At 44.2% G+C, this 15,752-nt stretch carries 13 protein-coding genes; 4 read left to right on the plus strand and 9 right to left on the minus strand.

Annotation, left to right across the window (positions count from 1 at the left end; all coding sequences use genetic code 11):
- Nucleotides 1-267 precede the first annotated feature (267 nt).
- On the minus strand, nt 268-1,665 hold the full coding sequence (locus tag WJ238_RS03685; RefSeq protein WP_337606177.1) for an alanine/glycine:cation symporter family protein: 1,398 nt from the start codon (nt 1,663-1,665) through the stop codon (nt 268-270).
- 586 nt (nt 1,666-2,251) lie between these two features.
- On the opposite strand from WJ238_RS03685, the gene WJ238_RS03690 reads away from it, so the two are divergent.
- The 4 genes from WJ238_RS03690 to WJ238_RS03705 are packed head-to-tail and all read left to right on the plus strand — an operon-like array spanning nt 2,252 to nt 6,519.
- A complete protein-coding gene (locus WJ238_RS03690) occupies nt 2,252-3,322 on the plus strand; it encodes an ABC transporter ATP-binding protein (RefSeq protein WP_337606178.1) in 1,071 nt (356 codons plus the stop codon).
- Nucleotides 3,306-4,172, plus strand: a complete 867-nt coding sequence (locus WJ238_RS03695; RefSeq protein WP_337606179.1) for an ABC transporter permease — start codon at nt 3,306-3,308, stop codon at nt 4,170-4,172. Before WJ238_RS03690 ends, WJ238_RS03695 begins: the two co-directional genes overlap by 17 nt.
- Before the next feature lie 15 nt (nt 4,173-4,187).
- On the plus strand, nt 4,188-5,570 hold the full coding sequence (locus WJ238_RS03700; protein ID WP_337606180.1) for a Gldg family protein: 1,383 nt from the start codon (nt 4,188-4,190) through the stop codon (nt 5,568-5,570).
- A gap of 16 nt (nt 5,571-5,586) precedes the next feature.
- Nucleotides 5,587-6,519 carry a DUF4340 domain-containing protein gene (locus tag WJ238_RS03705; protein WP_337606181.1) on the plus strand — a complete coding sequence of 311 codons (933 nt, stop codon included), beginning with the start codon at nt 5,587-5,589 and terminating at the stop codon, nt 6,517-6,519.
- A 64-nt stretch (nt 6,520-6,583) separates the two neighbouring features.
- Here the strand turns inward: WJ238_RS03705 and WJ238_RS03710 are convergent, their stop codons facing one another.
- From WJ238_RS03710 to mobB, 8 genes are all read right to left on the minus strand, one after another.
- A complete protein-coding gene (locus tag WJ238_RS03710; protein ID WP_337606182.1) occupies nt 6,584-7,432 on the minus strand; it encodes a hypothetical protein in 849 nt (282 codons plus the stop codon).
- Nucleotides 7,433-7,435: 3 nt separating this feature from the next.
- Nucleotides 7,436-9,532 (minus strand): molybdopterin-containing oxidoreductase family protein, encoded by a 2,097-nt coding sequence (locus tag WJ238_RS03715; RefSeq protein WP_337606183.1) that lies wholly within the window; start codon nt 9,530-9,532, stop codon nt 7,436-7,438.
- Between the two features lie 11 nt (nt 9,533-9,543).
- Nucleotides 9,544-10,353 carry a carbohydrate ABC transporter permease gene (locus WJ238_RS03720; RefSeq protein ID WP_256193910.1) on the minus strand — a complete coding sequence of 270 codons (810 nt, stop codon included), beginning with the start codon at nt 10,351-10,353 and terminating at the stop codon, nt 9,544-9,546.
- A gap of 15 nt (nt 10,354-10,368) precedes the next feature.
- Entirely contained in the window at nt 10,369-11,250 is an 882-nt protein-coding gene (locus WJ238_RS03725; protein ID WP_337606184.1) for a carbohydrate ABC transporter permease, read from the minus strand.
- Between the two features lie 11 nt (nt 11,251-11,261).
- On the minus strand, nt 11,262-12,197 hold the full coding sequence (locus tag WJ238_RS03730; protein ID WP_337606185.1) for a radical SAM protein: 936 nt from the start codon (nt 12,195-12,197) through the stop codon (nt 11,262-11,264).
- A gap of 105 nt (nt 12,198-12,302) precedes the next feature.
- Complete coding sequence (locus tag WJ238_RS03735; protein WP_337606186.1) at nt 12,303-13,625, minus strand: ABC transporter substrate-binding protein; 1,323 nt, start codon at nt 13,623-13,625, stop codon at nt 12,303-12,305.
- 178 nt (nt 13,626-13,803) lie between these two features.
- Nucleotides 13,804-15,003: a molybdopterin molybdotransferase MoeA gene (locus WJ238_RS03740; protein WP_337606187.1), complete on the minus strand. Its 1,200-nt coding sequence runs from the start codon at nt 15,001-15,003 to the stop codon at nt 13,804-13,806.
- On the minus strand, nt 14,985-15,752 hold a 768-nt coding region (gene mobB / locus WJ238_RS03745; RefSeq protein ID WP_337606188.1), incomplete at its 5' end, for a molybdopterin-guanine dinucleotide biosynthesis protein B. The genes WJ238_RS03740 and mobB, both read right to left, overlap by 19 nt.

Genomic DNA, 15,752 nt, shown 5'->3' on the forward strand with positions numbered 1-15,752 from the left:
TTTCTCATGTACTAACATACACTCCTGATTGATAACGGGTTCGGTTCCCGACAAACCATACTCACCATTTCCGGTTTTCAGGCCGCCCTCGAAAGTCCATTCAACTATCCGTCCAGTACGGCACTTCCACCATCTGCCGCTCTCTTTCACCTTACAATGATAATCTACTTCTCTTTCTCATCGGTTTTGCTTATATGTATCTGATGGATATTACTTTACCTCTCTCAGATCATTTTGTCAAGACATTTTCCGTTTAAAATTATTTTATCAGTCATCGATAACCGGAACAGGGGTTTCATCCCAGGCATCCAGATCATTAATGTACTTCTTCGTTTCACTGGCAATGACATTTGACAACAGAAGAACTGCGATCAGGTTAGGTACAGCCATCAAAGCATTCAGGATATCTGCCAGTGCCCATACAACGTCAAGTGCGACAACCGGAGCGATTGCTGCTACAACAACATAAAGGATACGATATCCGATAAGTACTTTTTTACCTGCAAAGTATTCTACTGCACGTTCTCCGTAATATGCCCAGCCAAGAACTGTTGAGTATGCGAAACAAATAATACCGAGTGTCAGAATGATCGGTCCAAGATACGGAATCTGCTGGAATGCTAATGTAGTTAAAACTCCACCGTCCTCGATCTCATCCGCATTGATGTTTGGATTCTTCATAACAGAAGTTACGATTACAAGACCGGACATCAGACATACAACTACTGTATCCCAGAAAGTACCTGTGGAAGATACCAGCGCCTGACGAACCGGATTTCTTGTCTGTGCTGCTGCCGCCGCGATAGGAGCAGAACCCATACCAGATTCATTGGAGAAAAGACCTCTCGCAATACCAAAACGCATTGCAGCCATAATACCTGTTCCTACAAGTCCGCCTGCCGCTGCTCCCGGAGTAAAGGCCAGTGTACAGATTGTCTTGATTGCAGGAATAATATAGTCATAATTGAAGCCAAGAATAATAATACATCCCAGTACATAAAAGATTGCCATAAATGGAACCAGCTTCTCACACACGCTTGCAATACTCTTAATACCGCCGAAAATAACAATCGCAGTAAGAACAGCAATTACAATACCAACGATCCATCCCGGAATACCAACGTTTTCTTCCACGATATTGGCAATCGCATTAACCTGTGTAGCACAGCCGATACCAAAAGATGCAAATCCTGCGAAGATTGCGAAGATCATACCAAGAACTTTTCCAAGGCCTTTCCATTTTAACCCTCTGGAAAGCGCATACATGGCACCGCCCTGCATACGTCCGTCTTTTGTCTTTACACGGTATTTTACCGCGATCAGAGATTCGGAATACTTTGTAGCAATTCCGAATACACCGGAAAGCCAGCACCAAAGCACAGCTCCCGGACCGCCAAGAGCAATCGCAGTACCTACACCGACAATATTACCGGTACCGATGGTAGCGGCAAGCGCTGTTGTAAGCGCTCCAAAGTTGGAAACCTCTCCTTCTGCATCCGGATCTCTGGTTACAGAAAGCTTAATTCCTTTGCTCAATGTTTTTCTCTGGATAAAGCCAGTACGAATTGTCATGAAAATATGGGTACCAAATAACAGAATGATCAGCCACCAGCCCCAAATCACAGCATCAATATCATAGATCGCATTACTGATTGTTTCAAACATAAAATGCCCCCTTCTCTTCCATTTTGAAATTCCTTTGTGTTTTCTGCTGCTTTTTGCCTTGTTGTTTTGACTTTGTAACGTACCGGTACACGGAAAAGCATTCTCTGATTCCTCTCTTCCGTATTGTTATTTTCTATTTTACCAAAATTTTCTGAAAATAGCAAGTATCGTTACAACTTTAACATGCAATTGTATTTCTCTTTCTTCAAGTTATTGAATATTTAGTCTCACACCTCATTTCCGCTATATTGCACTTATTTTTACCAAAATATATCTATAATTTTGGCTTTTTATGAAAAAAGACGCAGGAAAATCAGTCCAACAACCTCTTTGCCTGCATCTTTTTAAATATGGATTGTATTATATGCTTGTCTGACTGTATTGTCAAGGTATATTTTTTCACTTTTTTATATAAATTTCTTTTTTCTTTGAATATTCATACAGTTACTTTCTGCAATTTTGCCATTTTATTCATTTTTCTTTTCTTCCTGTATGCCCAAAAATTTTTCAGACTTTCATCACATTTTATACACATTCTGTTTCTAAAATGAAAAAGAAAAATTCTCTGAAGTGAGGAGGTACTGCATTGATCAAAGTGAAAAATCTTGTAAAATGCTACGGATCACATACCGCCGTGGATCATCTGAATTTTACGATCAAAAAAGGGCAGATCTATGGTTTTCTCGGTCCAAACGGCGCCGGAAAATCAACAACTATGAATATCATGACCGGTTATCTGGGAGCAACGGAAGGAGAAGTTCTCATTAATGGCCACAATATTCTCACAGAGCCTTATAAAGCCAAAAAGGACATCGGTTATCTGCCGGAACAGCCGCCCCTCTATATGGATATGACCGTTCTGGAATATCTGAAATTTGTTTTCTGTCTGAAGAAGATCGGCAAAACATTTCAGGAAGAGCAGCTTGAGAAGATCATCCGTCTTGTAAAACTGGATTCTGTCAGAAACCGTCTGATAAAAAATCTTTCCAAAGGATACCGGCAAAGAGTCGGACTTGCAGGAGCTTTGGTCGGTTTTCCCGAGATCATCATTCTGGATGAGCCCACAGTCGGGCTTGATCCACAGCAGATCATAGAGATACGCCAGCTGATCCGCAGTCTCGCCATGGACCATACTGTCATTCTCAGTTCACATATTCTCTCTGAGGTGCGGGAAATCTGCGACCATATTATGATCATTTATCAGGGAAAACTGGTGGCAAGCGATACTCCCGAAAATCTGGAACATAAGATGCAGGGAAATGAGACGATCGAACTCCTTGCAAAGGGGAACTTGTCTTCCGTGAAAGAAGCCGTCGCCTCTCTTTCATCTGTTCTGGAAGCCGAATATACCGATCCTGATGAAAACGGATGCATCAGCGCGGTATTGACAGTCTCGGGGAAAAAAGATATCCGCGAAGATATCTTCTGGGCATTTGCTGATCGCAAGCTCCCTCTTCTGCGTCTTGCAAACACCCGGACAACGTTAGAGGATATTTTCCTGGAACTTACCTCAGCGCCTGAAATCGTCCGGCCAAAAGCCTCTAAAAAATCATCCCCACGAGTACAAAAGAAAACGATTCCAGAGGCTAAGCTGCCGGAATCCAAATCAAAAAATCAGGAAGAGAACGAGGAGGAGAATGATGAGAGCAATTTATAAAAGAGAACTGGATTCTTATTTTCATTCCATGATCGGCTATGTATTCATTGCCTTTTTTCTTGCTTTTACAGGAGTCTATTTTATGGCATATAATCTGACTTACGGATATCCCGTTTTTTCTTATGTGCTAAGCTCCCTTGTATTTATTCTTATGCTTTCCATACCGGTGCTCACTATGAAAAGTTTTTCCGAGGACCGCAAAAGCAAAACAGATCAGCTTCTATTGACAGCTCCTGTGTCCCTGGGACAGATCGTAATGGGAAAATATCTGGCTATGGTAACTGTTTTCCTTATTCCCAACATTGTGTTCTGCCTTTTTCCTCTCGTCATTAAAATACAGGGAAATGCCTATTTTTTGACTGACTACAGCGGAATCCTGATCTTTTTTCTCCTTGGATGCGTTTTCATATCTATTGGCATGTTTCTTTCCTCCCTTACAGAAAGTCAGATCATCGCCGCTCTTTCATCCATCGGCGTACTTTTGATCCTGTATCTCTGGGACGGACTGATCGGATTCCTTCCCTCTTCCGCTCTTTTGAACCTTTTCATCCTTATCGTGATATTTACGCTTGTATGCGCCCTTGTCTGGCATCTTACCCACAATTATATTCTGGGCGGTGTTCTGGAAGTGATCGTGCTTGCCGCATGCATCATTCCCTATGTGGCAGATTCCGGCCTTTTTGAAAATCTCCTTCCGGATTTTCTCGGACGCCTGGATCTTACGGCCCCTCTGACAGATGTTGTATCAAATCAGCTTTTTGACACAAATGGGGTTATTCTGTATCTTTCCATCATCGGACTGTTTATTTTTCTGACGATGCAGTCCATACAAAAAAGACGCTGGAGTTAGGAGGAGCATATCACTATGGGTAAAATCAAAAATTTGTTTTCTACTGTTTCATCCCGGCAGGGCAGTTACAGCCTTGCAATGACTGCCGTTGTCATAGGGATTGTTGTTTTTATTAATCTGATTGCCGGCAGACTTCCCAGCTCCCTGAAGCAGATTGATATCAGCACCAATAATATTTATGAAATTACAGATACCAGCCGGGATCTTTTAAAGGATCTGGATAAAGATGTTGATTTTACGATTCTCGCTGAAAAGAGCAGTACTGATGAACGGATCCGGACTTTTATTGAAAAGTATGCAGCTCTTTCCAGCCACATCAATGTGGAATGGATCGACCCGGTTCTGCATCCGTCTGCACTGACAGAATATGAGACAGAATCTGACACTATTGTTGTCTCCTGTTCTGATACCGAGAAAACCACTACTGTTTCTTTCCAGGATATTATCACTTACGATGAAATGTCCTACTATACTACCGGCAGCCTTACAGAGTCTGAATTTGACGGAGAAGGGCAACTGACAAGCGCTGTGAATTATGTTACCACTGATGTCAGCAAAACCATTTATACGGTGAGCGGGCACGGAGAAAGTTCTCTTCCATCTTCAGTCACAGATCTGATGAAGAAATCTTCTTTTACCACAGAGGAGCTGAATCTTATGATGGCCTCTTCCATACCGGAGGACTGCGACCTTCTGCTGTTTTATGCACCGTCTGCCGACATTTCGGAAGATGAGCTGAATCTTCTTACCTCCTACATGGAAGACGGCGGAAATGTATTTTTTATACAGGGAGAAGATTTGACGGATATGCCTAATTTTTCTTCTCTGATGGAAACTTACGGTCTTCAGCCGTCCCAGGGGTATATCGCAGATATGCAGCGCTCTTATCAGGGAAATTATTACTATATTTTCCCGCTGCTTAGTGTATCCGGAGATCTGGCTGAAAATATAGAATCCCAGATGGTGCTCCTTGCCAATGCTCACGGCTTTACAGAAGGAACGCCTGCACGTGACACCATTACCCTTACTCCTTTCATGACAACCTCATCAAACAGTTACGCTGTGACAGAAGACGGAAACACAGAAGAGGGAAGTTATATCCTGGGGGCTGCTGCCACAGAAAATGACAGCCGTTTTACAGTCATCAGCTCCTCTTCCATGATCGATGAAACAATTACCAGTCAGTTCACAAACATCGAAAATCTCTCTTTGTTCATGAATGCCGTTACCGCCAATTTTGATGATGTGGAAAACTTATCCATTGAGGCAAAGAGTCTGCAGCTTGAAAACAATACGATGCAGTACACCGGGTTGATCGGCATTGTCGCCATTGTCGGCATACCTGTCATTTTCCTGATCTACGGACTCTGGCAGTGGATGAAACGCCGGAAAGCTTAAAGGAGGGCATAAGAATATGGACATGAAAAAACACCGCACATTGCTGATCCTTCTTGGACTTTTTGTCATACTCATCCTGATCTTTCTTTCCCTGTCCTCTTACGAAGGACAGGGGGATGAGAATGCCGGGGAGGAATCTCAAATATCTGTACTTGACCTAGAGTCCCTCTCGGCACTTTCCTACACAGATCACAGCGCGGGAACCACCATGAGCTTTACAAAAGATGGAGATACCTGGTATGTCTCTAACGACAGAGATATCCCTCTGACGCAGAGTTATATCGAAACCATGGAAGATACCTTCTGTTCTCTTAGCGCTACCAGGGAGATTTCCGATCCTGATGCCCTTTCGGACTATGGGCTGGATTCCCCCGCCTATACCATCGAGCTGACAGACCAGGATGGAACTCTTACAACTGTTACCATCGGCGATTCCGCCGGTGAAGATTACTACCTTGCTGTAAACGGGCAGGAAGATACTCTTTATACTGTGGAATCCTCTGTCGTATCATCCATGCAGTATGATCTTGATACCATGGTTGCAAAAGATGATATTCCCTCTATCGGAAGCGGAAACCTTGTACAGGCTGACATTACCGAAAACGGGACAACAACAATCTACTCATCTGACAATGACGAACAGACGGAAACTATCTCTACCATTGCCGGCGGATACGGCGCCATGAGTCTGACGGAGCTTGCAAGCTATCATGCCGATGCCGAGGAGCTGGCTTCCTTTGGCCTGGATGAAGATTCCAGGATCACAGTGAAACTGACTTACAATGAATCTTCTGAAGAAGAATCTGATGAGGATCCTCTGACCTTTACGCTGTATATCGGAAATACTACAGACGACGACACCCGCTACGTGCAGGTACAGGACTCTGATCTTGTATATCTGGTAAGCTCCGGCATTCTGAACAATCTATTAGGCGGCAGTGAAGAATAGAAAAGAGCTTCTTCCATGAATCTGAATATTCATGAAAGAAGCTCTTTTCTCTTTGTTCTTAAGTCTATACCCGGAACAGCTCATTTCTGTTCTTATTTTCACACTGTCCCCAGAGCCAGACCTTACCGGCATAGGGTTCTTCGGAAGCTGCTCTGAAATTCTCTTTATAATACTCATCCAGCTCCCTTTTATCGGAAAAGGAACAGATCGGACGCTTTTCCGGTTCTTTTTCATACCATTCTAAAACTGCATTGCCCTGCCCGTCAATTTGAATCGCCTTTTCCTGCCGGAATGTTTCATAAGATGTTTCTTCTCCGTTCTCCAACTCGTCCAGATACGTAAAAAAATAACCCTCGCTGTATCGGATCAAGTCCCCCACAGGCATCTCCAGAGCCAGATACTTTTTCTTCATTTCAAGATCTTCAAAGGCTGCAAACCTGCAGTAAAATCCGATCTTTCTCTCTCGTACAAATGCTGCTGCCGCATGTACTTCGCACATATTAAACTGGTACAAAAGATAGACGATCTCTATTTCACAGTCCACCTGTGATTTTCGGATCCCTTCCATCACTTCCTCCGCTCTTTTCAGGTTCTCTTCAAATCCTCCTGCCCCCAGACGGTCATAAGATCTCTGGGAAAACCCTTTCAAAAACAGTTTCAGCTTTACTCCATGGGTTCTGCACAGTTTTTCTGTCAGTCCGCACAGCTCATCCGGATTATAGTTTAAAATTTCCTGAATCTCCAAAGCGATCTCTGCATCCTGGCTGATAATGCCTTTCTCCTCCAAATGGTAGATTTCCTTTTGGATCATCTCTGTGCTTCCCCCGTCAATATTCACACTTCTGTATTTTTCTTCTCCGCTTGTATAGATCTCGCCATATTCTACAGGATTTCCAAGCTCATTGCATTTCATTTGTCAATTCCCTTTCTTCTTTTTGTATATTTTGCAGGGCACTCCTCTTGTCGTAAAAGAAGGAAGCTCTCTTCCCCGAAGCTGATCATCCGGGACAATATTATTGGAACATGCCCGCAGATCAAAAGGTGTTTTCTCTTCTTCCGGATACCACCAGCCATGCGCCAGCGCTACCGTACGCCTTGCCATATTTTCTACAACTTCAGCCCTTTGCTCCACTTCTCCGTAAGGACTGGCCGCCACCAGGATATCTCCTGTTCTGATACCTGTTTCCCTGGCAACATCTTCTCCGATAAAAGCTACTGCTTCCTTTTCATGCTTCCTTTGTCCCTGAATCATTCTGCCGGCAGTATGATAGAAAAATTCTGATTTGTAATTAGTTGAAATGTAAGGGTATTCTTCTGTTGCCTGCAGCAGTTCATGGTAAACAGGCAGCGGATCGTTTCCCTGTTCCTTCATTTTTCTGGAGAAAATATGGATTTTCCCGTTGTCAGTAGGAAATCCCTTCTCCCGAAACCTGCCTGTCATATCCGGAGAGCCCTCTTTGCTTGTTCCTGCAGAAATCTTGCTTTCCTTCCGCAGTACGTCCAGATCCACATGATATACGTCTAAAAATTCTCTCCAGTAATCTTCCATTGTGTTCCAGAAATATGACGTATATCCCAGACTTTTTCCCATTTCATTGAGGATTTCCAGATCACTTTTCTGTCCGGAATCCGGGAACAGATTCGGGCTGTAATAGATATTGTCATCACCGTCAATATATACGCTTTCATATTCCAGATAAGTAGCTGCGGGCAGAACAATATCTGCCATCATTGCCGTGGGAGTCAGGAAAAAGTCTGTCACCACCATAAATTCCAGATCTTTAAACGCCTCTGTCAGCCTGTTTCTGTTTTCCCAGATCATTGCCGGATTGCCCCCGAGCACATAGGCGGCTTTCACCGGATAGGGATCTCCTTCCTGTATTGCCTTTGCCAGATCCACACCGCTGGACTCATTAAAATTATCCAGAAAATGTTCTGAGTATCCCACGATCTTCTCCCTTCTTGTCGGATCCCGGAAAGGAGATTTCTCCGGCAGAGCGATCCTTCCTCTTTGCTCTTTGGCTTTGTCCGACATGGGTTCCCTTCCTGTCATCGCTCCATCCAGATCTATATTTCCCGTAATGGCAAGGAGAATGTCAATGGCACGGCATTTCTGGAATCCGTCGAAATTATGATCCATGGCGTTTCCCAGGAAAATAACGCCCGGTTTTTCCAAAGCGATCATCTTCGCTGCCGCTTCCAGACTCTCCATAGAAATACCGGTCCTTTTGCTGACTGCTCCGGGATCATACTGTTTCACATGTTCCTTCAATTCATTGAAACCTTCGGTATATTTTTCTACAAATTCTTTATCATACCATTCACGGGCAATGATCATACGGATCATCCCCAGCGCAAGAAGCATGTCCGTTCCGGCCTGTACAGGCAGAAACAGATCCGCCTCCCTGGCGTGCCTGTTTCTGCAGGGATCAATAACGATGAGTTTTGCTCCTCTTTTTTGGGCATTGCTGATCCGAAAAGCTGCCCTTTTGTCCGTATGATAAGGATTGCTTCCCCACAGAACGATAAATCTTGTTTTATCTGTAATCTTCGGCGCCGGAGCGAAGCCAAATGTCTCCCTGTATGCTCCCATGCTGGCCATATGACACATGTTGGCCGCGCCCATGCTATTGGCCGTCCCGATAAGGTTGAACAGCCGTTCATAAAATGCATTGAAATAGGGTTTATTATATCCGCGGATCCCCAAAAGCGCATCCCGTCCATATGTATCCATGATCCTTTTGAAATTTTCACCTATTTCCTTAAAAGCCTGCTCCCAGCTGATAGCCGTCCACCGGTTTTCCCCTTTTTCCCCGGTCCGTTTTAAGGGAGTTTTCACTCTGTCTTTATGACCTGTCAGCTCCAGAACATTCTTTCCTGTATGACACCAGATTGTTCCGTAATCCCGATCCGGACAAACACGGGCAACCTGCCCCGCTTCATCGGTCTTTGCAATAAGATGACACTGGTTCCCACAGAATCTGCATATCACCGGATAACTTTTCTTCTCCATAAGACCCTCCTTCAGTTTTTTAATCCATTGCCTGCAATACCTGCAAGAAAATATTTATGTAAAAATACATATACAAGAAACGGCGGAAGAAAATTCATCATTGCTCCTGCCATTGTAATACCATAATTAACATCTGTTGTTCCCTGCAGGGCTGCAAGTCCTACCGGAAGCGTCTTTGTCAGGTCCGTATTCGCCACAATCAGCGGCCAAAGCAGACTGTTCCAGCTTCTGGAAAAGTAGAGGATCCCAACAGTGATCAGAATCGGCCGGATAATCGGAGTAACAATCTTCGTAAAAATACGCATATCATTACATCCGTCCAGACGCGCGCATTCAAACATCTCCCTTGGGATCGCAACGATCGCCTGACGGATCAGGACAACGCCCAGCATGGACGGAATAGGAAGAATCAGTGGCCAGAACGTATCAATCAGCCCTGCCCATCCTGTCATCAGCCAAAGTGGTACAACCGTTGCCGGAAATGGAATGCACATGGTAAGGAAAAGGATAAAAAACAAAGTATCATTCCCCGGGAATCTCTTTTTTGCAAAAGCAAAGGCCGCCAGGTTACACACACATAAAGTAAGGATTACTCCTGATACCGACACAAAAATACTGTTAAGCAGCCAGCGGGAAAAACCGCTGACCTGGAAAACCTTACTGTAATTTCCCAGTGTATAGGTAGTGAAATCAAAGCTGATTAAATAGGGAGAGTATGTTTCCTGCAGCGAAACAATGATCATATACGCAAAAGGAAGCAGCATGATCAACGTGAGTCCCAGCATCAGCACTGTCGATGCAGCATTTGTTATCTTTTTCATGAAATCTTTCCTCAACTAATATAATTCCGAATTTTTATTGTTAATCAGCCGCCGCTGTGTAAAGGTCAGTACGGCAACCATAATGATCAGGATATTCCCGATTGCCATACCGTAACCGACTTTTGAATATTTGAAACTGTACTGATACAGGTATACCATAATAGTCATGGTGGTGCCGTTGCCTGGCCCGCCGCCTGTCATCACATATACCATATCAAAAGACTGGAAAGTTGCAATAACTCCCAGAAACGCAACCATAATGATCGCCGGCTTCATAAGAGGAGCCGTAATCCAGCGTATTGTCTGCATCCTCGTTGCTCCATCCAGACGCGCCGCCTCATAATAGCTGTCAGGGATATCCACCAGGTACGCGAGGTAAAGCACCATATAATATCCCATTCCCATGAGGATATCCATAATGATAAGCGCCGGAAATACCATTTCCTTTGACCCCAGGATCAATGTACTGTCGATACCAAACAGCTTTAAAAATGCGTAGAGCGGTGAATTTTCATTATTCAGCAGAATCCTCCAGACAATGCTGACAACGCCTGATGCTGCGAGACTTGGAATAAACATGCCATTTCTCACAAATTTTCCCAGTAAAGTTGTCTTTCTGTTATTGATCCATATGGCTGTAAGAAGTCCCAAAACTGTTTCTGCCGGTACTACTGTCACCACAAAGATCAGCGTATTGCGAATACATTTCCGGAAAGTTTCATCCTGAAACAGTTCCTGGTAATTCTTCAGCCCGACAAAACTGGGTGTTGTCAGCGCATTGTATTCTGTCAGACTAAACCAGCCTGATACGAAAATAGGAAGAAACCAAAAAACAACTGTCAAAATAAAAAACGGTAAAATATAAAGATAACCGCTGTAATCTCTTTTTCTTTTCATTTGTTTTCTCCCTATAGATCAAACAGAATATTCTGGTTTAGTTTATAGCTCATCGGCCACAGCCGGATCTTTTCAAAATCCGGATCCTTTTCTCTTCTCAGACTTTCATACAGCTTTTCTACCTCTTCGCAGCTCTTCATATCAAAAATGCTGGCAACTGCATCTTCATCGTTGCTTCCTCTTCCCGGGAGAATATTGCAGAACTCGCTCAATGTAATAGACGGCGGCTCACGGAAAAGTTCCCGGTACTTCTCTTCCTCCGCCTGAAGATCCTTGACAAAATAAAAGAACAGATCTTTTGACGCCCTTGTCATCATTTCCCGGCTCATTGTCTGCGTGGCATATTCATGGAATCCCCTTGTCCCGTTAAAGTAGGCGAATATGCTGTGAATCCGTATTCCTAATTCATCGGCAAACTCTTTTGCCGCATAAATCTCCCCGATATTAAACTGATATAAATGGTAATTGATGTAAGCGTCCCCCTGAAAACCTCTCTCCCTGAGACACTCCATTGTCTCACGGATATTTTCTTTTACTTTTTCAAAAGAAAATCCATGGATCCTGTCATAGGACTGCTGGCTGAATCCGGGCATGGAAAACAGCATTCCATCATAATGGGTGCATGTTCGTATTCTGGAAAAGTCCGGAACCTGTCCGGCATTTGTACTCATATCAATGCGAAGGCCTTCGTCATACATATAATTTACGATCTCCGGAAGGTGAGGATTTAATGTGGGCTCATACCAGTTATAGATCCGGAACAGACAATCCTCTGTAATGATTTTATACTTGCGCATATGCACTGCCAGTTTATCAAAAGCCTTTACATCCATATAGTAGGCCGGAACCTTTTTACTGCGTCCTGTCAGGTTGCTCTGCCCCGTTTTGCAATAAAAACATCTTGCATTGCATTTGTTTAAAATATCCATATAGACTTCTGTATACATAATTTCCCCTTTTCTTCTGCATTTTCTTAATCAGCGCCAGAACCCCGATCCGACAAAATAAGAGAAGCAAAGGCTTCGGATGCCTCTGCTTCTCTTTGCTTCAAGTTACTCTTCCGGTGCCTGGTAGTCTAATGAATTTGCATATTCCGTAACATCCTTCATTGCCTCTTCAGGAGTCATAGAACCGTTCATCATTTCCTGCAGATCTTTCCACAGATAATCATAAACTTCTGTTGCCCTTCTTGCCGCCTTAATAGGACGAATGACAGAGGATTCCACTGCCTCCAGATAAGGTTCTTCCATTTCAGGAACTCCATACCATTTTTCATCTGTCATATTCGGATTTGCTTTTGCCAATTCATGATATTTTTCTCCGCCTTCTCTTCCTGTCACATATTTGATGAAGGAGAATGCAAGATCTTTATTTTCTGCAGCGGACATAAGTACCAGCTGGTCTACGCTGGCCCTTGCACCCATATCTCCGTTGTAGCCTTTCAGATCATAGGAAAATCCAAACTCAAACGGATCCTCTGCTGACTTGAGCTGCTCAAATGTACTGGAGCCGCCTCCTGTAAATCCGATCGCAGCTTTTCCGGTCAGGAAATATTTCTCAAATGCTTCACTGTTCGTCAATGACATGGTATCTGCCGGAAGTGCTCCTTCTGTATTTTTCAGATCATATAAGAACTGCGCTGTCTCAATACCGTCTTCGTTGTCCAGTATACATTTTCCATCGTCATCAAAGATATCGCCGCCCGCCTGGTAGAGGAAGGAATACCAGTTCCAGTTCAGATCCTGATAGAAAGTCTGTCCCCATCCCTGGGCGATTCCGTACTGATCTATTGTCCCGTCACCGTCAGTATCCTTGCCTGCTTTTGAAGCGATACGAAGAACATCTTCCCATGTCTCCGGCGCTTTTTCACCAATCTCATTTAAGATATCCATATTATAGAACATGGTAAGAACCGCTTCCGGTCCGCCCTGGGCAATTCCGTAATTCTTGCCGAAGATTTTGTAATTGTCACCCAGTACTGTGTAGTTTTCATAATCTTCTTCTGTCAGATAGTCTGTCAGATCTTCCACAGCTCCGGCATCAATGTATGTAGGGAACATTTCCACATACATATAACCTACATCCGGTCCTTTATTTGTAGAAATACCGGAATTATACTTCGTTTCATATTCTTTCCATGAGATGAACTGGAATTTCACATCCACATTATTTTCTTCTTCAAAAGGTTTGGATATTTCGTCCCAGATTGCTTCATCTTCCCCGTTTAATTTTGCCGGCAGCCATACTTCCAGAGTTTCCTTTTCTTCTGTACTTTGATCCCCGCTTTCTGTCTCGCCTGTGTTTCCACCGCAGCCTGCAAGAAGCCCTGTTACCATCAGACCGCACAGAAAGGCACTCACAACTCTCTTTTTCATTTTTTCCTTCCTCCTGTTATCTAAGTTGTATCTTCAAGTATATCCACAACCATTTTACTCTTCCCCTGTATTTTCGGTCAAATTGGTAATTTTTATATCTTTATAGAAAAATTCTATTTATATTAAAACATTTCCGGTACCTTCTAACGAAAATAAAGAAAGGCTCAAAAGCCTGACTCTATATTCTGTAGAATCTGACTTTTGAGCCTTCCTGCAATATTCCGCTTCCCTCCGGTATATCAACCAGGCAATTACAACCTATACCGTTTCGTATCATTCCATTGGACTGTTTATCCGGCAGGTAGATCTCATTTCCGGATACAATGCCTCTTATGAGCCTTCTTACCGGCGTTTTTTTGGAAAAGTGATTGGCAAGCCTTCCTTCCTCCGGTAAAAGCCCTGCTGTTTTCCTTTTCTGCATGCTCCCTAAAATATAGGGTATCAAAAATTCAAAGACCGCTGCCGCCGAGCAGGGATTTCCTGAAAGAGAAAGGACAAATGTTTTCCCCAGAGTAAAAAACATGGTAGGCATTCCCGGCTTGACATGGATTCCATGAAAAATGATCCTGCCGCCCATCTCTTTTGCCAGCCCGGGCAGATAATCCTTTTCTCCCACAGACACGCCTCCTGTTGTAATGATCAGATCTGCACTTTCTGCGGCTTTTTGCAGAACACTGCGAATCGTCTCCGGATCGTCCCCGACACATTCCGCCTGCCCTACGCTGCATCCCACCTGCTGAAGTCTGGCTGTAAAATACACCCTGTTGGAATCATAGATTTTCCCATAGCCAAGCTCTTCACCCGGTGTACACAGTTCATCCCCTGTAGTGATCACGGCTGTTCTGATACGACGGTACACTTTGATCAGGTCTTTGCCGGCCACTGTAAGAGCAGCAAGCACAGAGGCGTCTGCTTCCTGCCCTCTTTCGGCAATCCTGTCTCCCTTTTGAAAATCTTCTCCCGCCTGACAGCAGTTTTTCCCTTCTGTTCCGGGATGGAAGACCTGTACCTGTTCTTTCCCGTAATCCGTATCCTCCTGCCGAATGACGCAGTCAGCGCCTTTCGGTATGGCTGCTCCTGTCATAATGCGCACTGCCTGTCCGTCTGAAAGCGTTTTTCCTGATACTTCTCCCGCACAGACACGATCTATGACACCAAGCACAGCAGGATTCTGCTGGGAGGCCTCCTTTGTATCCCGGCTTTTCACAGCATAGCCGTCCATGGCCGACCGGGGGAAAGGAGGATAGTCAATGTCCGCATATACATCCTCCGCAAGAGTGCGCCCCAGGCATAATGCAGCCGGCAAGCTCTCTGTTCCAACAGCCTGGACATTTTCCCTGATCAATCTCACTGCTTCTTCTAATGTCTTTCTTTCCATCCTTCCAATACCTCTTGTACAATAAGTCCGGCAACGGAAGCCGCATCATTTAGATCAAACACCCGATTATTTTCTCCCACTGCAGTATCACTTACCACAGCAAAACAATTTTGAGGATCCGCAGCCGCCGGCTGTCCGCTGTCTTTTCTATACACCAGGATTTTAGGCCAATTTTCCGCCTTAAAGCCTTCTGTCAGTATAACGTCCACCTGATCGATCTTCCCGATGATCTCCGCCGGCAAGACCGGCCGATTTTCCATCAGTACCGCCTTTTTATCTGAAATCAGGCCTGTCACGTCCGCCCCCGCCGCTGTAAGACGATAGCTGTCTTTTCCTTCCCGGTCTATCTCAAATTCATGGGCGTCATGTTTCACAACTGCTACACGCAGTCCACGTTTTTTCAGCTCCGGAATCAATTTTTCTAAAAAAGTAGTTTTGCCGCTCCCGGAATACCCTACCACAGAATAAACCGGAATCTCTGTGGATGACTTCCGATCCATAAATTTCTTGTATTCCTCCAAAGTATTGATGTTTCGAAGTTTTTCTTCTCCGCCTGAAAGCTGTTTTGCTGAGACATATTCCACTTTCATGGTCTTGAGGATTTTTTGCACCCTCCGCTCGCCATTTTTCAGCGAATTTTCTATTGTAAGAGCCGCACGCTTTCGGTAGAGTCCTCCAAGCCCGTGGATTTTTCCATCTGTTCCAACAGGAATCACCGCATCTGTATCTTCTTCTGCAGCCTTCATGAT

Source organism: Claveliimonas sp., assembly GCF_037273965.1.
In the GTDB taxonomy this organism is placed as follows: Bacteria; Bacillota; Clostridia; order Lachnospirales; family Lachnospiraceae; genus Claveliimonas; species Claveliimonas bilis.